The following is a 21,808-nucleotide window of genomic DNA, read 5'->3' as shown; positions in this document are numbered from 1 at the left end:
GCGGCGGCCGCAGATACGGCCAGAGGACAGTGGGCGTCGAAGGACTTCAAGGGTACAGCGCGCAGGCTTGGCGAGCAATTCATCAGGCGATGGAGGACACGATAAAACCGTAGCCGGCGAAGCGGGAGGCGCAGGAACCTTGCCGATGATGAAGCTTCCTGTGGTCCGCAACGTGACCCCCTAACGTTTACCGTGCCCATCTCGGCACGAATACCGCGAATCTCCTAATATCGAGGTTCTGACCGTTTTCTGTCCATCCTCATTGCATTCCTATGGCCAAAGATCCTGTCTCGCATATCGACACGCTGTTGCAGCATACCGGCACGGCGCCATTCAATCCGCAAACGGGGGCGGCGCCGGTCAACCTGCCGTCGATGCGAGCCAGCACCGTGCGCTTTCAGAATCTGGACGCGCTCGAGGCCACCCAGCGGCGCAAGGCGTCTGGCCAGCGCGCCGCGACCTATGGCCGCATGGGGATGGATACGCATGCCGCGCTCGAGCAGGTGTTCTGCGAACTCGAAGGCGGCACGCATGCCTATCTGGCGTCCTCGGGGATGTCGGGCATCACCTTGGTGATGCTGTCGCTGCTCTCCGCTGGCGACCATGCGCTGGTGGCCGACTGCGTCTATGGCCCGGTATATGAACTCGATGCGGCGTTACTCAAGCGCTTGAATATCGAGATCACCTATTTCTCGGCGGATGACGATCTGGAGTCCTTGGTGCGGCCGAACACCCGGCTGTTGTACGTCGAATCCCCGGGTTCGTTGCTGTTCCAGATGCTGGATATTCCCGCATTGGCGGCGTTTGCGCGCAGCCATGACCTCGTGCTGGCTTGCGACAACACGTGGGGATCGGGGTACATCTATCAGCCGTTGAAGTTGGGCGCGCACGTCTCGGTCGTGGCCGGCACGAAATACGTGGGCGGACACTCGGACCTGATGCTGGGCGCGGTCGTCACGAATGATGCCGAGGTTGCGCAGCGCCTGAATCGCACGCAGTACGCCATGGGATATTCGATCAGTGCCGACGATGCCTGGCTGGCGCTGCGCGGGGTGCGGACCCTGCCCATCCGTATGGCACAACACGCCAATCATGCACTGCAGGTATGCGAGTTTCTCGCGGGACGCCCAGAGGTCGCGCGCATTTATCACCCCGCCTGGCGGGACGACACGGGCCATGCGCTGTGGCAGCGCGACTGCACTGGTTCAAATGGCATGTTGGCTGTCGAGCTGCGCCTTTCTCCCGAAGCCTCGCGCCGTTTCGTGGACGCGTTGCAGCTGTTCGGCATCGGCTTTTCCTGGGGCGGCTTCGAAAGCCTGGTGCAGTGGGTGACGCGTGGCGAGCTTGCACGGCATCGCTATTGGACGGGCGGTGATCACGCATTGGTGCGGCTGCATATCGGGTTGGAAAACCCGGCAGATGTGATCGCCGATCTGTCGCAGGCGCTGGATCAGGCCAGCGGGTCACAACCACAGTAGAACTATTGAGTTTCAACGAAAAAAAGCCCCACGCTACGCGCAAGGGGCTTTTTGTTTTGGGCGGCCCGGCAACAAAAAACCGCCTGAATCACAGGCGGTTTGATCACGTGCTTACTTGCGCGCCATCGGGATCAAGCGATCGATTTCCTGGATCGCACCCTCGTAGCTGTTGCCCGCCAAGCTGGGCGAGGTGATGAACTTGCCGCCCACGCTGAACGTCGGCGTGCCGTCGATCTTGTATTCCTGAGCCAATTGATCGGCGCGTTGCACTTGGGTCTGCACGCTGAACGAATCGAAAATCGAATCGAACTGGGCACGATCGACACCCTGCTCGGCCGCCCAATCGCCCATGGCTTTCTTGTCGAACAGGCGCTTGCGCTCGACGTGCATGGCGGTGAACACCTTGGTGTGCAGGTCGGGGCGATTCAGCGTCTGCAGCGTGTAGTACAGCTGCTGCAACGGCTTCATGCTGGCGTTGAAAGCGATGGGAACTTGCTTGAGCACGACATCGTCCGGCTTGGTCTTGGCCCAGCTCTCGACCATGGGTTCCATCGTGGCGCAGTGCGGGCAGGTATAGGCAAAGAATTCCAGCACCTCGATTTTGCCCGGGGTGTCAGACGGCAGCGGCGGATTGACCGCTACATACTGCTGGTTGCTTTGTGCCTGGCTGGCGGGGGCGAACAAGGTGGTGGCAGCCAACGCGGCGGCGGCGGCAAAGCGGGTGAGCATGGAGAACTGCATCGTGCGTATTCCTGAGTAAATAGTTACTAGCTACGGTGACAGACTGATCGTACCCGAGATAAGTTCCGGGGGTTACCAGGTGCAACGGCCGTGGGCGGGTTCGACGGGTGGCGCCAGATGATGCGTCACCTGATGTTTCCTACTGCCGCACCACAGCCGTCTCGATCTTGTTTTCGCCCAAACGGCCTCGGGCGCGGTTCATATCGTCCAGCCGGGCAAAGGGACCGACTCGTACGCGGTTGATCTGTTTGCCATTGACCTCGGCACGCTGCACGGCGACGGGCAGGCCCAACAACAAGATGCGGGCTTTGACCGCCTCGGCGTCCGCTGCCCCCTGGTAGGCGCCGGCCTGCAGAAAATACTTGCCGCTGGATGTGGCTGCTGGGGGGGCTGCGGCAGGAGTTGCCGCCGGGCGTTTTTGCGTGGCGGCGGGGGCCGGTGCCGGTGCTGCAGCGGGCGCCTGGGCGCCGCTGGGCGGCAACGTCGCAATCAACGCGCCCAGTTCGTCTGACGGCTTGCTAGCGGGCGTGTCGGGCGTAGGCGTCGGGATAGCCGGCTGCAAATTGGGCAAAGGCGCGGGCGCCGTGGCCGTCGGGCCGCTGGGCGGTATGCCTGCGGCGCCATCGCGTCCATACAGTCCCAGATTCGGGTCCGGCGCCAGGCGAGGATCGGGCTGTTCGGTCCGGTCGGGATCGCGTGTGGCACGGTCTACAAAAGGCATCGGGGCCTTGGTGACGTAGAACGCCACGATGGCCGCGATGATGAGGCCGATGAGCAGTCCGGCCAGCGCACCGTACATGGTGCTGCCGCGTTGTTGGGGCTGACGGGAGGTTGATTTGCGTTTGGTTGCCATGAAACTGCTTACATTCGTTGCGGGGCCGATACGCCCAGCAGCGCCAGCCCGTTGGCCAGGACCTGCCGGGTGGTGGCGGCCAGGCGCAGACGGGCTAATTTGAGAGACTCATCGTCGACCAGGACACGTTCGGCGTTATACCAGGCGTGGAAGTCAGAGGCACAATCACGCAGCCAGAACGCGATGTGATGCGGCGAGAGCTCCTGCGCCGCGAGCGCCACGACCTGAGGGAGCCCAGCCAGACGTTGCATCAGGGCGAATTCCGAGGGCGCGGTCAGCAGCGCCACGTCGGCCTGCGCGATCTTGGCGTCGTCGGCGTCCGCATTTGCAATCATCGAGCAGATGCGGGCGTGGGCGTATTGGATGTAGTACACCGGGTTTTCGTCGCTCTTGGACAGTGCCAGATCGATATCGAAAACGAATTCGGTATCGGCGCGGCGCTGGATCAGGAAATAGCGAACGGCGTCGCGGCCCACCCAGTCGATCAGGTCGCGCAGGGTGACGTAGCTGCCGGCGCGCTTGGAGATCTTGACCTCTTCGCCGCCGCGCATGACCTTGACCATCTTGTGCAGCACATACGACGGGTAGTCTTTCGGGATGCCCTCTTCGAGGGCCTGCAGGCCGGCGCGCACGCGTGCTACCGTGCCGTGGTGGTCACTGCCCTGAATGTTGACGGCACGGTGAAAGCCGCGTTCCCATTTGGCCTTGTGGTAGGCCACGTCGGGGACGAAATACGTATAGCCGCCCTCGCTTTTGCGCATGACGCGGTCTTTGTCGTCGCCCGTACCCAGCTCGGTCGTGCGCAGCCACAGGGCGCCGCCTTCTTCGTAGGTATGGCCCTTGGCGATCAGGGCCTGGACGGTCTGTTCGACCCGGCCAGATGTATACAGCGAGCTTTCGAGATAGTAGTTGTCGAAAGCCAGGCCGAATGCCTGCAGGTCCAAATCCTGTTCGCGGCGCAGATACGCCACGGCGAATACGCGGATGTCGTCGAGGTTGTCGACGTTACCCGTGGCGGTGACTGCCTGGTCATCGGCGGTTACCGTTTTGCCGGCGACGAAATCCTGGGCAATCTCGACGATATAGTCGCCCTTGTAGCCATCGGCGGGATAATCCGGCGAGTCGGGGGCAATGCCGCGGGCGCGCGCCTGCACGCTGATGGCCAGGTTCTGGATCTGGTTGCCGGCGTCGTTGTAGTAGAACTCGCGCGTGACATCCAGGCCGGTGGCCTCATACAAGCGGCAAATGGCATCGCCCAGCGCTGCCTGGCGAGCGTGGCCCACGTGCAGCGGGCCGGTCGGGTTGGCCGAGACGAATTCGACCAGGACTTTTTCGCCATTGCGGGGCGCGCGGCCAAAGGCCTCGCCCTGCTCGGCTACCGCCTGGATCACGGCCTGTCGGGCGGCCGCAGTGATGCGGAAATTGATGAACCCGGGACCTGCGATCTCGGCGCTCTCGATGAGCGCCCGCGCCGGGGTCTCGGCCATCAGGGCATCGACGATCCCCTGAGCCAATTCGCGCGGATTACGGCGGGCGGGCTTGGCCAGTTGCATGGCGACATTGGTCGCGACATCGCCGTGCGCGGCGACTTTGGGACGCTCCAGCAGCACCTGGGCCTGGGCATCGGGCAGGCAGCGCGCGACAGCGGCCTGAATCAGCGAGATGAGTTGTTGTTGTTGCTCAGGGAGCATGAGAGAAATCAGAAGAAAGTTTTAAGTATCAGTGACGAGATGCCAGTCAACGGCAAGCCGGCTGCCCATGTCGGGCGTATCAAGAACCATGGCATTCACGGGAATTCCCTAGATCATAGCGTGATTTGGCCGGTTTTCTCTGTGTAACGGCAATGTAGCGGTTCATCTCAAGCTGTCGCCCGCATGAGGAAATCCGTACTATGTATCTTGCCAGTGGCAGTGTGCGCCACATTGCGGTAGTGTATGCAAATGTCCATTGTGGAAGTCCGCAACATGCTTATCAAATTTCACTCCAAAACCGTCGCTGAAGTCCTGATGTTGTCGCCCAATGCCGCGCCATTGTTGCGTGCCGCAGGCAAGTCGATAGGCGATCAGGTGCCCGAGCGTGGGGTCTTTACGGTCGAGCAGTTGCCCGCCGCCATTGCGGGTATCGAGGCCGCGATCAACGCCGAGGAACGCGGCCACCCGTCAAAAGCGAACGATGCTGACGAAGACGAGGAAAAATCCGTCCCCGCCATGGCTCAGCATGTGGAATTGCACCAGCGGGCGTATCCCCTCGTGGACATGATGCGCCGTTCGCTGGCGGATGGCGAGGATGTTACCTGGGAAGCCACCAAGGGTTGGTGAGGGACAGATGGAGGGCGCCATGCGCAGCGATGTGACAGTCATTTTCGATACTCGTCGTACGGTCAATCTTTCCGTCGATGTTGAGCCCTCTGCGCAAGCTGCCAGCGACGCGCGCGATTGGTTCGAGGCAGCCTGGGATACGCTCGGATGCGAACCGCTGCGCCCCAGTGGCAAGGTGCTGCTGCTCGACAAGATCATGGGCGTGGCCGATGCCCTGGGGTATGAAATCCTGACCTCCGACGCCAAGGAAAGCCAGGAATTCGCTCAGCATGCCGCGCTGGCCCTGGACAAGCCCCGCGTCATCGTGGACCTGCCGGGACTGTCGGTTGGCTATTAATCGTCTCGATAGCCGCGTTTCGCTTCGCTGCCGCGCTAACGGATTCCCGCTCGCATAAACGATTGCACGAATTGCCGCTGAAACAGCAGAAAAGCGATCAATAAAGGGGCGGCCGACAGCAAGGTCGCTGCCGTGATCACGGACCAGTCGATGCCCTGGTCCGTCGACGAAAACACCTGCAAACCGACCGTCAGAGGCCGTGACTCTACCGAATTGGTGATGATCAGCGGCCACAGAAAATTATTCCAATGGTGGCTGACCGATACCAGTCCGTACGCGACGTAAATCGGCTTGGCCAGCGGCACGTAGACTTTCATCAAGATCTGCAACGGACCCGCTCCCTCTACGCGTGCAGCCTCCTCCAGCTCTCGCGGTACGGTCTTGAACGTCTGCCGCAGCAAAAAGATGCCGAATGCCGACGCAAAATATGGCAAACCCACTGCGAAGACGGTATCGCGCACCCCCAACAGGCTCATGGAGCGGTAGTTTTCCACCAGCAATACATCGGGCATGATCATCAGTTGCAGCAGCACCAGCATGAATGCGACATCGCGACCGCGGAATTCAAAGCGTGCAAAGGCATAGCCCGCCAGTGTGGACAACACCAACTGTGCCGCCAACACCATCGTCACCAGTAGAAACGTATTCAGGAAATACCGTGGAAACGGCGCCGCGTGCCAGGCGCGGCTGAAGTTTTCCAGCGTCAACGGCGCCAGCAGATCGAAACGCGTGGCATAGGCCGGCGGATGAAACGCTGCCCAGACGGCATAGGCCAGCGGCAAGATCCACAGCAGGCCCAGCAGCCAGGCACCCAGAGTGTCGAGTTTGTGGGTCATTGGTAGTGCGTCTTTCTATCGAGCCAGCGGAACTTCACCAATGCGGTGATGGCCAGGATCAGCAACAACACGACGGTCAGCGTGGCGGCATACGAGGTGTCCCAGAAACTGAAACCCACCTGGTAGATGTAGTACAGCAACAAGGTACTGGCGTTATCGGGCCCGCCCCGTGTCATGACCACCACATGGTCCACCAGCCGGAATGCATTGATCAGCGCGTTGACCAGCACGAACAGCGTTGTGGGCATCAGCAATGGCCACAGCACGCGGCGGAAATATTGCCAACGTGATGCACCCTCCAACAGCGCCGCTTCGCGCAGCGACGGCGATACCGTCTGCAATGCAGCCAGATAAAAAATCATGAAAAAACCGGCTTCTTTCCAGATCGTCACGACCATCAACGCCGGCAGCGCGGTATCGCGGCTGCCCAGCCAGTTCGGACTGGGCATGCCGAACATCTGCAGCACCTGCGCGATCAGGCCATATTGCGGGGTATAGAAAAACAACCAGATATTGGCCACGGCCACCATCGGCAGGACCGTGGGCGTGAAATACGCCATGCGCAGAAAGCCGCGCCCTGCCAAATTGCGATTGACCCACAAGGCCATGATGAGCGCGATCGCGATCGATGTGGGAATCGTACCCAGGGCAAACCACAAGTTGTTCCATAGCGATTGCCAGAACACCGGATCATCGCGCATCAGCGTGTAGTTCTCGAGCCCCACGAAGCGCGCAGGACGGCTGCCTCGCGGGGTCGAGAAAAAGCTGTGCCACAACGTAGCCAGCGCAGGATAGTGCGTGAACGCGGCCAGCAATACGATCGCCGGCAGCAACAGCAGCCAACCGTAGACCGCTTGCATGGACTTGTTCATCGCACGGTGCCTTTACCGATAGCTGCGCAGCACGCGGTCGGCTTCGCGTTGCGCGTCGCCAAGTGCTTGCTCAGGGGTCTTGGAGCCCGTCAGCATGGCTTGCAGCGCATCGTTCAGGGTCTTGGTCACGCGCTGATTGTCGTGCGTGGAGAACTCCGCCACGCTGACATCCAACTGGTCACGCGCGACCGTCGCGGCTGGGACTTCCTCGGCGTATTTTTTCATCTTGTCGGTGGACCAGGCCGCAGGCGTGACGGCAACGTAGCCCGTTGCAATACTCCAGTCCGCAGCGCGTTCGGGCGTCGTGGCCCATTGCGCGAATTTCAGCGCCGCGGCCTGTTGCTCCGGCGTGCCGCTCTTGAACACATAGAAATTGCCGCCGCCCGTCGGGCTGCCGCCGCGTTTGGCCTTGGGCATCATGGCGACACCGAACGGAAAGCTGGCATTCTTGCGGATGTTGGTCAGATTGCCGGTGGTGGTCCAGACAATGGCGGCCTTCTTTTCCAGGAAATCCTTGGGCGTAGTGCCCCAATCGATCGTCCCACGCGGCATGACGCCGTGCTTGGCCGACAAATCATTCCAGAACGTGGCGGCTTCGATGGCGCCGGGTTTGTTCAGATAGACTTCGTTGCCTGCTTCGTTCATCAATATGGCATCGTTGGGCGTGGTCAATGCCTGGAACAGCCAATATGCAAAGGCACCCCCCGACGGGATTTCCAGGCCCCACTGCGTGACGTTGCCGGAGGCGTCTTTCTTGGTCAGCTTCTTGCTGTATTCAACCAACTCGTCCCAGGTCGCGGGCGCGCGTTCAGGATCCAGGCCGGCTTCTTTGAACAGATCCTTGTTGTAGTACATCACGATGGTCGAGCGCTGAAACGGTACGCCCCACACATGACCGCCGGTGCGGCTGTTCTGCATGAACGCATCATAAAAACTGCCCAGCCATTTTTTGTCGGCATCGGATTTCGCCAGGCCGTCGATAGGGACAATGGCGTCTTCATCGATCAGCGTAAACATGTCGGTCGATAACAGCACCGCCAGTTGCGGGGGCGTGCCGCCCTTGAGCGCCGTCAATGCCTTGGCGATCGAGTCTTGATACGAGCCCGCGTAGATAGGCTTGATGTCGATGTCGGGATTTTCTTTTTCGAATGCGGCCACCATGTCGTCGACGATTTTGGTGATCGGACCGCCGACGGCAACGGGGTAATAGAACTCGACTTCGACAGGTTTGGCCTGCGCGTAAATAGGCAGTGACAGAACGGCGCCAGCCAGACCGGCTGCAATGGCTTTGAGAGCGGTGCGTCGCATGATGGCTTTCCTAAAGGGATGGAGAGTCGGCGCCTGAGCGCCCAGAGGGGGTAATAGCGGCCGCATCGGCGGCGAAAAAATGCTGGTGCTCGGGTTGCCACGTCAGCTTCACCGCATCGCCAGCCGCAGCCCGTAAATGGCCTGGCGCACGTACGGCAATGCCGCTACAAGTACCGATCCGGCACACCACAATGGAATCTGCGCCAAAATATTCGACGCTTTCCACGACAGCAGGACGGCCATCGCCGTCAATCCGAATATGTTCCGGCCGAACGCCTAGACGCTTTGCTTGAACAGGGGCTGCGATGGCCGGCAGGCTTTCTGTGCCGGCGATGCCGAGGCCGTTGCCTTGTGTAGACAAGTCCATGAGGTTCATCGGCGGTGTGCCGATAAAACGCGCCGCAAACTCAGTGGCAGGCCGTGCATACAAGCCATCAGGCGTGTCGCGTTGCTCGATGCGTCCATCACGCAGCAACACGACCTGATCGGCCATGCTCATGGCCTCGGTCTGATCGTGCGTGACATACACCATGGTGATCCCGAGCGACTGTTGCAAGGCGCGGATCTCGCGCCGCATCTCATGGCGCAACTGTGCATCCAGATTCGAAAGCGGTTCGTCCATCAGGCATACCGGTGCCTCTGAAATGACTGCACGCCCTAATGCCACCCGTTGTTGTTGCCCGCCTGACAACTGCGAGGGCTTGCGATCCAGCAGGGCCGTCAAGCCCAGCAAATCCGCCACGCGCTTGAGCCGGCGAGGATAGTCGGCAGACGGTTCTTTGCGAACCTTCAGGCCAAACAAAATATTCTCGCGCACCGATAGGTGAGGAAACAACGCATACGACTGGAACACCATCGAGATGCGCCGTTGGGACGGCGGCAGATGCGTGACATCGCGATCCCCGATACGAATGTGGCCCGACGTCGGCGTGTCGAGTCCTGCGATCATGCGCAGCGTCGTCGATTTGCCGCAGCCTGATGGTCCCAGCAGCACCGTAAAACTCCCCGCAGGCGCAGTGAAGCTGACGCCCTGGATGGCAGCCGCATCGCCGTACTGTTTGGTCAGGTCTTCCAGGATGAGCGTGGACATAATGATCGTTGGGTGGAATCGGATATGCGTGCGGCGGTGTGAACCCCTGGGGGCGCGAACCTCCTATTCTGGGGGTAAATGAAATCCTTTTCATTCTGCGGTGCAAACATGACGTGGCCGTGTCAGGGCCACGCCTGCAGCACCAATTACTCATCGATCAGGACGCCGCCCTCTTCGTGAAACGGATAGGGGCCGGGATAGTCGCCGATGTAGGCATGGTGCGTGACCAGGACGCCGTTACGCCATTCATGTAAGTGAAAACCCGGTGGCTCCATGACAAAAGCAGAGGGGCCATCCGGCCGTAAATCCAGTGCGACTTGATGCGCCGGACTCGGGCAAGTCGAGGCAATAGTGCCGCCAAAACGCTGAAAAATGGTGCGGTGCAGATGGCCGCACAGAATGCGTTCCACATTGGGATGCGCGGCGACGATCTGTTCCAGCTCGGGCGCACCCGAGAGCAGGCCAATTGCATCCATGTGAGCAATGCCGGTAATGAACGGCGGGTGATGCATGGCAATCGCGGTGGGCCGGCCCGGTTGTTCCGCGAGGCGTTCACGCAGCCAATCCAGCCGCTGCGAGCACAATGTGCCGTGGCTTTGCATCGGCACGACCGTGTCCAGCATCAACAGGCGCAGAGGGTGATCCTCGACCGCGTATTGAACAAAGCCGTTTGCACCCTGCAGATAGGCGTGCGAGGGAAAGGCCGCCAATAATGCTTCGCGCGCATCGTGATTACCGGGCATCAAAAAATACGGCGCATGCAAAGCATCCAGCATATTTTTGAGATGGGCGTATTCCTGCGGCCGGCCAAAATCGGTGAGATCTCCACTGATGATGACCAGATCGGGCGCGGGATCGAGGCGGTTCAATGCTTCGATGGCAGGCGGCAGATATCGGTCGGTTTCGACCACGCGATAGGCTTTCTGGCCCGGCATGCGGATATGCAAATCAGTAATCTGTGCGATGAGCATGATGAGTGTATAGGTGAGAGTCGTTAAATATGGCCGGCAGCAGGCAACGCAATCGCGGACCTCGCCAGCACAATGCTGACGTGATCGCCTGCGGCATGTTGACTATGTGCGGGGGCAACCACCGGAAATCGCTGACCGTCGTCCAGGCCGATTTCGTAGCGGACTGAACTGCCGAGAAAGAAGCGGGCCAGCACACGGCCTGTCAATGCGCTGTCGTGAGGCGCCTCGAGTTGCGCCTCATGCGGACGAAACGCGACGGCATCATCACCGGCAATCAACCTGCCATCGTGCAGCCGCGCACGGACGCGGCACAAGGTGCCGAGAAACTCCGCGACGAAATCGCTGGCCGGCTCTTGATACAGGGTTTCTGCGGTGCCGACTTGTTCCAGATGCCCTGCAGACATGACGGCGATGCGGTCACCCAGCATCATCGCTTCGTCCTGGTCGTGCGTGACGATGACCGTGGTGATGCGTAATTCACGCAGCATCTGCGCCAACTCCACGCGCAGATGCTCACGCAGTTTGGCATCCAGTGCCGTCAGCGGCTCGTCAAGCAATAGCACACGCGGCTCGATAGCCAGGGCACGGGCCAGGGCCACGCGCTGACGCTGTCCACCGGACAACTGATCGATGCGCCGATCGGCATAGACCTCCAGGCGCACCAGCGCCAGCAGTTCGCGTGCGCGCCGTTCGCGCTCGCTCGCGTTGATATTGCGCACGCGCAGACCATACGCCACGTTCTGCACGACCGTCATGTTGGGAAACAAAGCATAGCTTTGGAACACTACGCCTACGCCTCTATCTTCTGGCGAGAGCTGTGATACCTCGTCATTGCCGAAACGAATAGACGCGCCGGCATCGGCCTGCTCCAGGCCACAGATCAGACGCAGCAGCGTCGTTTTTCCACAGCCTGATGGACCCAGTAATGCCAGCGTTTCGCCGCCCTGCACGTGCAGATCAATGGGATGCAGGGCGCGCGTTCCATCTGGCCAGGTCTTGGCGCAGCCGCCGAGCGTAATAGCGACAGGGTCGGTCATGATGAAGAAGTCCGGATAACAGGTGTGTGGGCGGGCCGATCGCCGCGCGCAGCCAGCCATTGCAGGCCTACCAGTAGCGGGATCAGCATCAACAGAAAGACCAGGGTATATGCCGATGCGATCTCCAATCGCATCGAGGCATAGCTGTCGGCCAGCCCGACAGGTAAAGTCTTGGTCAACGGCGTGTGCAGCAACCAGGTCAGATTGAATTCACCGATCGATAGCGTCAGCACGGTCAACGCGCCAGTGACGATGCCGGGCGCGGCATTGGGCACGACAATGTGCAAAAAACGCTGTATGCGTGTTGCGCCCAGCGTCGAGGCGGCCTCGTCCAGCGTTGCCAGGTCAGCGCCTTGCATGCTGGCGCGCGCGGCACGCACCATGAATGGCAGCGTGAACAACACATGTCCGATCACGATGAACCAGACGCTGCCGCGCAGCCCGCTGACGGTGCCCCACGATACGATCAGGGCCAGCGCCGAGGCCAGGCCCGGGACGGCAACGGGCAAGGTCAACAGTTCCTCCAGCGCGCGAGCCAGACGCCCGCGATGCAGCGTGAGCACCCACGCCGCAGGGACACCGACGAGCGTACAAATCGCCAGGGTTAACAACGCTACTGCGAACGAACGCCAGATGGTATCGGCGTAGAGTGCCCACACCTCGGCCACCCATCGCAGCGTCAGTCCGCTGGAAAGTCCGACAAAATAATTGTTGGTGAGACCCGCCAGGACGGACAGCACAACGGGGCCGATCAAGAACGCCGCGACCGCCAGCGTGACGGTCAGTCCCAAGCGCGTATCAAATTTGGAAGCATGCATCATGGACCTCATCACGCAGCCGCACCTGCGCGGGCTCCCGCCAGACTATGAGCGAGATACAGCACTGCCCACGTGGCCAGGCCCAGCACGATAGACAGTGCCGCGGCGACCGGGATGTTCGCGTAGTTGGTGAACTCGTTATAGATAGTGATGGGCAGCACGTCGATTTGTGTTGCCAATGTGAACGCCGTACCGAATGCGCCCATGCTGGTCGCAAAACTCATCGCACCTGCGCCGATCAAGGCAGGCGTCAATGCCGGTAATTCAATATCCATGAAGCGACGCCACGGGCTCGCGCCCAATGTCCGTGCGGCCTCGAGCAAGCTCTGATCAATTTGTTCGGCCGCCGCCGTCAGCACACCGACACAACGCGGCAGCGAAAAATACAGATAACCCAAAAACAGTCCGGCCATGCCATAGGCAAACACCACGGTATCACCGGTGAGCCATTTCGTGAGTGCGCCAATGATCCCCTGACGTCCCGCGAGCAAGATGATCAGGAACCCGACGACTACACCCGGAAAGGCCAATGGAAACATCAGCAAGGAAATCAGCAAGCGGCGTCCGGCAAAATGCCGATGGCGGGCCAGAAAGCGGCCCACCGGCAACGCCACCAGCAATGTGGCCAACGTCGCGGCCAGTGACAGCACGACGGTATTGAACAAACTGATCCAATACTGCGTGCCCGTCAGCACCGTCCAGTAGGCCGATTGCCCGTTGCGGCTTTCTGCGCCTGCCAGCGCCAGCCCTGCCATGGGCAACAGCCAGAATGCCAGAAACAGCGTGGCAGCAGGCGCCGCAAACCAAATCCATCCGCGACGTCCCATTTCAGTGCACTCCCAGGACAATGCCGACAAGCACGCAGAACATCAGTTCACCTCTTTGGCGTACCGCTGCGAAAACGCGCGCTGACCTTCGGCCATTTTGACGTAGTCCACCGTACCGGCGCGAGCATACTCTGCCTCAGGCAAGAATTTTTTCTGTGCTTCGGCCGACATGGCTTCCGGCCGCACGGGACGCAGGAACGCGTTGGCCCAGATGGCTTGGCCCGCATCCGACAACGTAAAGTCCAGCACTTTCTTGCCATTGTCGGCATGCGGTGCATTGGCCACCAGGCTCATAACGTAAGGCACGGCGATCGTGCCCTCGGCGGGGATCACGAATTCAACGTTGCTGTGGTCCTTATATTTGGCCCGATACGCATTGAAGTCGTAGTCGATCAAGATCGGAATTTCGCCCGACAAGACGCGCGCATACGCCGTTTGTTTAGGCACGATGGGTTGGTTGGCCTTCATGTCCTTGAACCACTTGAGGGCCGGGTCGAAGTTATCCGGCGTGCCTCCCAGCGCGCGGTTGATGGCGACGGCGCCGACATAGCCGACAAAGGCCGAGGCCGGATCCAGATAACCAACCATGCCCTTGTACTCAGGCTTGAGCAGATCGGCCCACGAACGCGGAACAGGCTTGCCATCGAGGGCGTCGACGTTGACCATCAGGCCCAACGTGCCCGAATGGATGGCGAACCACTTGCCATCAGGATCTTTCATGCCGGCGGGAATTTGATCCCAATGTTGCGGCTTGTAGTTTTGCACCAGTCCGTCCTGGGCAGCCTGGATACCAAACGTGACGCCGTAGTACACGACATCGGCCACGGGATTGCCTTTTTCCGCCGCGATGGAGGCTAGCGATTGTCCCGAGTTTTTGTTGTCTGCAGGTACGGTGATGCCGGTGGCTTTCTTGATGGCTTGGAGCTGTGTGCCCCAATCCGCCCACTCGGGTGGACAGTTGTAGCAGATTGCGTTTTGCGCGTAGGCCGATGCGCCTGTCAGAGAAAGCGCCAATGTGGCAGCGCGTAACACGCAATGGACGAGGGATTTCATGTCGAACGTTTCCTTGGCGAGGGGGGAAAAGAATGCGCCGCCACGCTTGCTGCAGCGCGGCGACGCTGCCCTTCATGAGGGCGTTTTGCTTCTTCAGACGGGTTGGTAATGCAGAGCGCAGTAGCCGTGCCGCCATCGGAAATACGGTGTGGCAGCCTGACTGATGAGGGTTTGTCTCCCTCCAGGCAGCCCAGTAATAAGGCGCACGCTGTCGCGCCAATTTCGCGGCTCGGTTGTGCCACCGTGGTCAGCGCCGGGACCATGAGTGCGCCAATGCTTGCACCGTCGAATCCGCAGACAGCAACGTCATCGGGTACGCGTATCCCCAGCGAAGCGAGTTGGGCAATGACGGAGACGGCCAGCAGATCGTTAGAGCAAAACAATGCACTGGGGGCATCTGGATGCGCCAGCATGTCACGCAGCATCGGCGCGCTGGACTCGGTGTGCGCAGGCATGACCCAGTGCGCAATCGGAGGCAAGCCTGCCGTTTTCGCACAGGCCTGCGCGCCTTGCAGGCGGCGTCGCGCGCGATCCGACGCCGTCAATGGGCCGCTGACAAAGGCAATGCGCCGATGGCCCAGTGCGCTCAGACGCGACACCATGTCATGTGCGGCGGCCTTGTTATCAACCGAGACAAAAGGGTGCGAGTTTGATTCGTTATAGGCCAGAATGTGCGGCATGCCTGCTTCATCCAACGCGCGCAAAGTCGCATTGCGCGAGGGATTTCCCACTGTCAGGATCAAGCCATCGATCTGATGATCGATCAAGGCTTGCACACATTCCGATTCCACCGACGGGTCGTAGCCCGTGATCCCCATCATGACGCTATAGCCCGCTTTGCGTGCGTATTGCTCGGCGCCTTCGAAACAATCTGCGAATACCGGATTGGCCAGCGTAGGCAGCAACAGACCGATGGTACGCGTGCGGCCGGCGCGCAAACTGCGGCCCACCCGGTTGGGGCGAAATCCGATGCGTTGCGCGACAGCGGCGATATGCGCACGCGTTTCGGGGCGCAGCAGCTCGGGTTGGTTGAAGGCGCGCGAAACCGTCGCAGGCGATACGCCGGCCTGCTTGGCGATCTCCAGTATCGACGGTCGGTGCGGTGTTTTTGCGGTCACGGCAGGCTCGGCAATGAAAACGATTTCATCTTAGGGGTAATACATGACAGCCAGATTTCACGAGATACGGTATCGTGCTTGTATGGCAGTGCCAATGAAAATCGGTGTTGCGATGCGGCACGAGTTCATGATCGTGACATTTTTTTGTCGTATGAACTTACAGAAAACCAATGTTGCCGCAACGCAATAAAGATGGTGCGCCTGTGCTACATCTGTAGGACGCAAAATTGAGGATCATCCCGGGGAAGGGGTATGGGTGTGCAGCAGAAAAAAACTATTGAACTGAATCGTCTGAGCGCAACGCGTGCGGCGCAGCTATTGGCACGTCGCGAATTGAGCGCCGAGCAATTGCTACGGGCGTGTTTTGCGCGCATCGAACAGCGTGAGGGCGTGGTGCGTGCATGGGCTGCCTTGGACAAGGAGCTCGCGCTGACGCGTGCCCGCGAGTTGGACCGGTCGAGCACGCAAGGGGTTTTGCATGGTTTGCCGATCGGTGTGAAAGACATCTTCGCGACCAGCGATTTGCCCACGCGCTATGGCTCGCCCATCTATGACGATCATCAGCCGTCTATGGACGCGGCAGCGGTCGCGTTGTGCCGCGAGGCGGGAGCCGTGGTAGCGGGCAAAACCGTAACGACGGAGTTCGCAACCTTTCAAGCGGGCCCCACACGTAATCCACACAATCCGGCTTACAGTCCAGGCGGTTCATCCAGCGGCTCTGCGGCTGCAGTGGCCGATCATATGGTGCCACTGGCGCTGGGCACTCAGACCGCCGGTTCGATCATTCGTCCTGCCGCCTATTGTGGCGTTGTCGGATACAAACCTTCCTTTGGCCGCATTCAACGCGCCGGTTTAAAGACAACCGCCGATTCATTGGACACCATTGGCGGCTTCGCACGCTCGGTTGACGATGTTGCATTGTTAGCCTCTGTGCTGATGCGTGATCCCGAGCTGCGCGAACTCGACTACGATGCCAAGCCTCGTATTGGCATGTATCGCACCTCGCAATGGCGGCATACGGATCATGCCACGCGCGATGCCTATGCACAGGCTGCGAGCGTGCTGTCGCGTGCGGGTGCGCAGATCGATGAGGTGGAGCTGCCACCGATACTGTGTTCCCTGGTGCAGGTGCACGCCGATATCATGGGCTTTGAGATGGCGCAGTCGTTGGCTTTCGAGCGCACGCGTCATCGAGCGAGTCTGAGCAGCTCGCTACAGGCTTTGCTGGATGCTGGATCCCAGATCACTGCAGAGGAGCATCGCGCGAATCTGGTCCGCGTCGAAGAAGGCCGCCAGCGTGCGCTGGATTGGTTTGAGCAGTACGACGTTATCTTGGCGCCCAGCGCCAGCGGCGAGGCTCCTTTTTTTGACCAGGGTACGGGCGATCCTTTGTTCTGCCGCGTGTGGACACTGTTCGGTGCACCTTGCGTGCATCTGCCGTTCTACACCGGTCCTCAGGGCCTGCCTGTGGGATTGCAGGTGGTGGGGCGCAGTGGCGACGACAGGCGTACGCTCGCCCTCGCCCGGTGGCTTTTGAATGTGCTGCGTCCCGATGACGTGGATTGATCAGCGCCATAGTATGGACCGACGGCATGACTGCATGCGCCGCGACTCCATGGTTGCCTCATAGAACACAAGCTAAAAGGCCTGAGTCCGATGCAGAATCGGACTCAGGCCTTTTCAATTCAGCCCGGCTTTTGGACTTCAACTTCCTTGTGGGCAGTTCAAGTAGACGGGCTTTTCATGGTTACCCAGGACTGCGGATCACGCAGCCTGGGCCGTCTCGCTTTCAGCTTGTTCGGCAGTAACGCGCGACAAATGACGGTTGACGGCGCCGAGCACGGCGCGGAACGAGGCGGTGACGATATCGCGGTCGATGCCGACGCCAAAGCCGGTTGCGGAGTCTCCGACGCGCAGCTCAACATAGCTGGCCGCGCGGGTATCTGTGCCCGTGCCGATGGCGTGCTCGTGGTAATCCATGATGCGCACGGGAATATCCAACGCGTTCACAAAGGCCGAGATGGCGCCATCGCCCGAGCCCGTGACGACGCGGCGTTCACCGTTGTAGTCCAGCTCGACCTGGATGTTGAATTGCTTGCCTTCACCGGCAGACGGATCGCCCTCGATGCGGTGGCGCACCAGCTTCCAGGGCGTATGTTGTTCCAGGTATTCGCTGCTGAAGATCGTGTGAACGTCATCCGCTGTGACTTCGCGGCCGGTTTCGTCGGTGACCCGTTGAATGGCGCGGCTGAATTCGATTTGCAGGCGGCGCGGCAAGACCAGGCCATGTTCTTGTTCGAGCAGGTACGAGACACCGCCCTTGCCCGATTGGCTGTTGACGCGGATGACGGCGTCGTAGCTGCGGCCGAGGTCGGCCGGGTCGATAGGCAAATAGGGGACTTCCCAAACGGCATCGGCCTGCTGTTGAGCAAAGCCCTTTTTGATGGCGTCCTGATGCGAGCCGGAAAAGGCCGTGAACACCAAATCGCCCGCATAAGGATGGCGCGGATGCACGGGCAACTGATTGCAGTACTCGGCACAACGGCGCACTTCGTCGATATCGGAAAAGTCCAGGCCCGGGTGCACGCCTTGGGTGTAGAGGTTCAGCGCGAGCGTGACCAGGTCGACGTTACCCGTACGTTCACCGCTGCCGAACAGGCAGCCCTCGATACGATCGGCGCCGGCCATCACGGCAAACTCGGCGGCAGCGACAGCAGTGCCGCGGTCATTATGCGGATGTACGCTGATGATGATGCTGTCACGGCGAGCGAGGTTCTTATGCATCCACTCGATCTGATCGGCATACAGATTCGGCGTGGTCGCCTCGATCGTTGCGGGCAGATTCAGCACCATTTTTTTCTGCGGCGTGGCGCCCCAGGTTTCGGCGACGGCATTGGAGACTTCGAGCGCGAATTCAGGTTCGGTGGTGCTGAAGACTTCGGGCGAGTATTCGTAGCGCCATTGCGTCTCCGGATACTTGGCCATGTGTTGCTTGATCAACTGCGTACCGGTGACGGCGATTTGCTTGATCTCGTCTTTGCTCATGTTGAAGACGATCTTGCGAAACGCCGGTGCGCACGCGTTGTACAGGTGCACCATCGCTTGCTTGGCGCCGGCTGCCGATTCGACCGTGCGGCTGATCAGGTCTTCGCGTGATTGGGTCAGAACGATGATGGTGACGTCATCGGGAATGCGTTTCTCGTCGATCAGCTTGCGTACGAAATCGAAATCCGTTTGCGAGGCGGACGGAAAACCGACTTCGATTTCCTTGAAGCCGATCTTGACCAGCTGTTCAAAGAAACGCAGCTTGCGTTCGATGCTCATCGGTTCGATCAGCGCCTGGTTGCCGTCGCGCAAGTCGGTGCTCATCCAGATGGGCGGCTGCGTGATGCGGCGGCTGGGCCAGGTGCGTTCGGAAAAGTCACGCGCGAACGGGGCAAACGGTACGTATTTGGTAGCGGGGTTGGCAAGCATCATTACACCTTGATCAGTAGTCCCGGGGGTGGCGGGATAAGTATTTCCGGGTTTTGTTACCGGCATGCTCTGTTCGGCTGGTCAGGGTTCTAGGCCTGGACCGTCAGTGGACCGTGGATGGGCCGACTGGAATCAATAAGTGAACAGAGAAACTTGTGGCGTACGAGGCTGCCGAGCTACCACAGGCGCGAGGCCCGGCAACCGATCGGTAGGTGTAGCGATAGCGCGATGAGGGAAATACGAGCGCGCAGGCCGGCACCCGGTGCGCTGAAGCGTCCGGAGGCAATCGCGAGGGGGATTCGGATATCGGCCATAAGACGATAGTCAAACACATTTTTGGCCAAGATGCAACGGACACGGGCGGGACGAGCGTAAAAAGCATCACACGGCGCTCGCCGCATGCTGTCCGCCTCACGGCAATAAGCCTTGCGGATTGGTCGGAAACAAAGCAGCAGGCGGGCGGATCTGCCCGGGAGGTACATTTTGGATGCCAAGTCGAAAAAAAATCGCCTCGAGAGGCGATTTTTTCAAAGACCGGAGTGGCGCTGCCTGCTACAGGTTGGGCTCGATGCGCCCTGAGGTTGGGCGTGTCTCGGTAGCGGCGGCTGGCGTCGTCAGGATGGCGGCCTGGGCGGGGGCCGGAGCCGGAGCCGCCGCAGGTGTGCTGCGAGCGGGTTGGGAGCGTGTCGCGGCAGCCGTCTGGCCATCAAGAATGTTGCCTTGCTCTCGGACCAAGTCGATTTTATCGATGCGGCCATGGCGCAACTCGATATGCGCCTGGCGCAAGTCGCCGAGCGTAAACGGCTCTTCGCGATTGCCCCAGACCCAGCGCAGAACATTGGTGACTTCGTCGCAGAGCTGCGAAGTCAAGGCGGACAGATCTCTCGGGGCGACCGGTTTGGCACGCGCGGCGTCAATGTCTGAGGTCACCCAGGCGCGTACTGCGAAAAATACAATCAGCGACCAGATGACCACGACACCCCACCATAGATAGGGGTTGACGCGCGTCAGGAGGTCGATCGCCTGCTGGCCAAAAGCCTGCAGGCCTTCAAAGCTCAGGCTGCGGCCGAAATCCAGCAACCACGAGGCGACTAATAGCCATATGATGGCGGCGATGACCAGCACCACCCCCCGGACTATGAGTCGAGGCAGCGCTAATTTCAGCAGCGTTTGGCCGATCAGTCGGCGATCTTGGCGTACGCGTTCGGGCGAGGCGGCATTCATCATGCAAAATATTGTACCTATGACTCGGCCCGCATTAGAACTTCGTACTGGTCAACATTTGACGTTGACCCCTCAACTGCAGCAATCTATCCGATTGTTGCAGCTTTCGACGCTGGACTTGCAGGCCGAAATCTCGCAGGCGCTGGCTGAGAACCCGATGCTGGAGCGCAGCGAAGAACAGGCGGAGGCCGAGCCAGACGCGCCGGCCGAACGCGAAACGTCGATGGACGACGAGTCATTACGCGATACGGAGCCCCGCACAGAGGAAATGCCCGGCTCGGGGGGCGTCTATCCCGATGACCGTTCCGACGGCCCGGATCGCGCATGCGTCGATACGTTACGTGAGCACTTACTTTCACAGTTGGGCCTGACCCGCGCGGGAACCCGTGATGCAGTATTGGTCGCGTTGCTGATTGATGAGCTGGATGAGAACGGTTATCTAGGGTCTTCGCTGGAGGAGATTCTCACGTGGATGCCCCTTGAGGCCGAGACGGACCTGGACGAGCTGAGGGCGGCGCTGACGTTACTGCAGTCATTCGACCCGCCCGGGATCGGTGCGAGGGATATGGCGGAATGTCTAGTGTTGCAATTACGCAACCCCGACGTGCAACATTTGCGCGAAGCCGCCGATCCGAAAGTGCTGGCCTGTGCACGTCGGCTATGTGCCGAGCATTTGCAGTTGTTGGCCACCGGCAATATGACGCGGCTGCGCGATGCCTTGCATTGCGATGAGGCGACGGCGCGCGCGGCGCAAACGCTGATTCGCAAACTGGACCCTCGCCCGGGCCGCGCCTGGACGGTGCCCGCGGCCGATTATGCGGTGCCGGACGTCATTGTGCGCAAGACCCGCCTGGGATGGCAGGTGGTGCTGAACACCGCGGCTGTCCCGCGTTTGCAGGTCAATGCACTGTACGCCCAATTGCTGGGCAATCAGCGTGAGGCCAGCCATGCGGGGCTGCATGCCCAGTTGCAGCAGGCGCGTTGGATGATCCGCAATGTGGAGCAGCGCTTTGACACCATCCTGCGTGTGGCGCAGGCCATCGTGGCGCATCAGACCGCTTTTTTCAGTGAGGGCCCCGCTGCCATGCGTCCGTTGATTCTGAAGGATATTGCTGCAGAGCTGGGATTGCACGAGTCCACCATTTCACGGGCGACGACGCAAAAATACATGTTGACGCCGTTCGGGACCTTGGAGCTGAAGCATTTCTTTGGAACGGGCGTGGCGACTGACGGTGGCGAGGTGGCCTCGGCCACGGCGGTACAAGCCGTGATCCGCCAAATGGTGGCCGACGAGGACCGCGGCAAGCCTTTATCCGATAGCCAATTGACAAAGCGCCTGGCCGATCAGGGCATCGTGATTGCCCGCCGCACGGTGGCCAAGTATCGCGAGGCCATGCGGATTGCCCCGGCCAGCCTGCGAAAGGCGCACGCGGCACGATAGATAGTTCGGGTG

20 protein-coding genes are annotated in these 21,808 nt (G+C 60.4%); 5 read left to right on the top strand and 15 right to left on the bottom strand.

The features are described from left to right. The first annotated feature begins 272 nt into the window (after positions 1-272). On the top strand, positions 273-1,478 hold the full coding sequence (metC, locus tag ACYVIT_RS22980) for a cystathionine beta-lyase (protein WP_415804779.1): 1,206 nt from the start codon (positions 273-275) through the stop codon (positions 1,476-1,478). Positions 1,479-1,589: 111 nt separating this feature from the next. Here metC and ACYVIT_RS22975 read toward each other — a convergent pair whose 3' ends face one another. The 3 genes from ACYVIT_RS22975 to argS all read right to left on the bottom strand — a co-directional run bounded on the left by ACYVIT_RS22975 (position 1,590) and on the right by argS (position 4,763). After that, entirely contained in the window at positions 1,590-2,219 is a 630-nt protein-coding gene (locus tag ACYVIT_RS22975) for a thiol:disulfide interchange protein DsbA/DsbL (protein ID WP_415804778.1), read from the bottom strand. A gap of 139 nt (positions 2,220-2,358) precedes the next feature. Continuing rightward, on the bottom strand, positions 2,359-3,072 hold the full coding sequence (locus tag ACYVIT_RS22970) for an SPOR domain-containing protein (protein ID WP_415804777.1): 714 nt from the start codon (positions 3,070-3,072) through the stop codon (positions 2,359-2,361). 8 nt (positions 3,073-3,080) lie between these two features. Continuing rightward, the gene (gene argS / locus ACYVIT_RS22965) at positions 3,081-4,763 is read right to left on the bottom strand and encodes an arginine--tRNA ligase (protein ID WP_415804776.1); all 1,683 of its coding nucleotides are present in this window, start codon (positions 4,761-4,763) and stop codon (positions 3,081-3,083) included. Positions 4,764-5,036: 273 nt separating this feature from the next. Here argS and ACYVIT_RS22960 point away from each other — a divergent pair, with 273 nt between their 5' ends. Both ACYVIT_RS22960 and ACYVIT_RS22955 read left to right on the top strand, forming a co-directional pair. Beyond that, positions 5,037-5,390 carry a DUF1840 domain-containing protein gene (locus ACYVIT_RS22960; protein WP_415804775.1) on the top strand — a complete coding sequence of 118 codons (354 nt, stop codon included), beginning with the start codon at positions 5,037-5,039 and terminating at the stop codon, positions 5,388-5,390. A gap of 19 nt (positions 5,391-5,409) precedes the next feature. Then, positions 5,410-5,727 (top strand): hypothetical protein, encoded by a 318-nt coding sequence (locus ACYVIT_RS22955; RefSeq protein WP_415804774.1) that lies wholly within the window; start codon positions 5,410-5,412, stop codon positions 5,725-5,727. Positions 5,728-5,762: 35 nt separating this feature from the next. Here the strand turns inward: ACYVIT_RS22955 and ACYVIT_RS22950 are convergent, their stop codons facing one another. From ACYVIT_RS22950 to ACYVIT_RS22905, 10 genes are all read right to left on the bottom strand, one after another. Continuing rightward, complete coding sequence (locus ACYVIT_RS22950; RefSeq protein WP_094824040.1) at positions 5,763-6,563, bottom strand: carbohydrate ABC transporter permease; 801 nt, start codon at positions 6,561-6,563, stop codon at positions 5,763-5,765. Then, entirely contained in the window at positions 6,560-7,423 is an 864-nt protein-coding gene (locus tag ACYVIT_RS22945) for a carbohydrate ABC transporter permease (RefSeq protein WP_415804839.1), read from the bottom strand. Before ACYVIT_RS22945 ends, ACYVIT_RS22950 begins: the two co-directional genes overlap by 4 nt. A gap of 24 nt (positions 7,424-7,447) precedes the next feature. Continuing rightward, a complete protein-coding gene (locus ACYVIT_RS22940) occupies positions 7,448-8,743 on the bottom strand; it encodes an ABC transporter substrate-binding protein (protein WP_415804773.1) in 1,296 nt (431 codons plus the stop codon). Positions 8,744-8,753: 10 nt separating this feature from the next. Continuing rightward, positions 8,754-9,833, bottom strand: a complete 1,080-nt coding sequence (locus tag ACYVIT_RS22935; RefSeq protein WP_415804771.1) for an ABC transporter ATP-binding protein — start codon at positions 9,831-9,833, stop codon at positions 8,754-8,756. 146 nt (positions 9,834-9,979) lie between these two features. Continuing rightward, a complete protein-coding gene (locus ACYVIT_RS22930; protein WP_415804770.1) occupies positions 9,980-10,804 on the bottom strand; it encodes a phosphodiesterase in 825 nt (274 codons plus the stop codon). 23 nt (positions 10,805-10,827) lie between these two features. After that, positions 10,828-11,841, bottom strand: coding sequence for an ABC transporter ATP-binding protein (locus tag ACYVIT_RS22925; RefSeq protein WP_460478292.1), 1,014 nt, complete (start codon positions 11,839-11,841; stop codon positions 10,828-10,830). Continuing rightward, entirely contained in the window at positions 11,838-12,662 is an 825-nt protein-coding gene (locus ACYVIT_RS22920; RefSeq protein WP_415804768.1) for an ABC transporter permease, read from the bottom strand. Before ACYVIT_RS22920 ends, ACYVIT_RS22925 begins: the two co-directional genes overlap by 4 nt. Positions 12,663-12,670: 8 nt before the next feature. Further along, entirely contained in the window at positions 12,671-13,486 is an 816-nt protein-coding gene (locus ACYVIT_RS22915; RefSeq protein WP_415804767.1) for an ABC transporter permease, read from the bottom strand. 42 nt (positions 13,487-13,528) lie between these two features. Then, positions 13,529-14,539, bottom strand: coding sequence for an ABC transporter substrate-binding protein (locus tag ACYVIT_RS22910; RefSeq protein ID WP_415804766.1), 1,011 nt, complete (start codon positions 14,537-14,539; stop codon positions 13,529-13,531). After that, positions 14,536-15,657, bottom strand: a complete 1,122-nt coding sequence (locus ACYVIT_RS22905; RefSeq protein WP_415804765.1) for a LacI family DNA-binding transcriptional regulator — start codon at positions 15,655-15,657, stop codon at positions 14,536-14,538. Before ACYVIT_RS22905 ends, ACYVIT_RS22910 begins: the two co-directional genes overlap by 4 nt. A 276-nt stretch (positions 15,658-15,933) precedes the next feature. Here ACYVIT_RS22905 and ACYVIT_RS22900 point away from each other — a divergent pair, with 276 nt between their 5' ends. Then, complete coding sequence (locus tag ACYVIT_RS22900) at positions 15,934-17,223, top strand: amidase (RefSeq protein WP_415804838.1); 1,290 nt, start codon at positions 15,934-15,936, stop codon at positions 17,221-17,223. A gap of 198 nt (positions 17,224-17,421) precedes the next feature. On the opposite strand, the gene leuA is transcribed toward ACYVIT_RS22900, so the two are convergent. Continuing rightward, the gene (leuA, locus tag ACYVIT_RS22895) at positions 17,422-19,134 is read right to left on the bottom strand and encodes a 2-isopropylmalate synthase (protein ID WP_415804763.1); all 1,713 of its coding nucleotides are present in this window, start codon (positions 19,132-19,134) and stop codon (positions 17,422-17,424) included. A 549-nt stretch (positions 19,135-19,683) separates the two neighbouring features. Beyond that, positions 19,684-20,358 carry a hypothetical protein gene (locus tag ACYVIT_RS22890; RefSeq protein WP_415804762.1) on the bottom strand — a complete coding sequence of 225 codons (675 nt, stop codon included), beginning with the start codon at positions 20,356-20,358 and terminating at the stop codon, positions 19,684-19,686. A 16-nt stretch (positions 20,359-20,374) separates the two neighbouring features. On the opposite strand from ACYVIT_RS22890, the gene rpoN reads away from it, so the two are divergent. Then, positions 20,375-21,796 carry an RNA polymerase factor sigma-54 gene (gene rpoN / locus ACYVIT_RS22885; protein ID WP_460478296.1) on the top strand — a complete coding sequence of 474 codons (1,422 nt, stop codon included), beginning with the start codon at positions 20,375-20,377 and terminating at the stop codon, positions 21,794-21,796. Positions 21,797-21,808: the final 12 nt, after the last annotated feature.

The sequence above is a fragment of the Bordetella muralis genome (assembly GCF_054781015.1).
The sequence above is the reverse complement of the archived record's forward strand: the minus strand, read 5'-3'. Positions and strand labels throughout refer to the sequence as shown.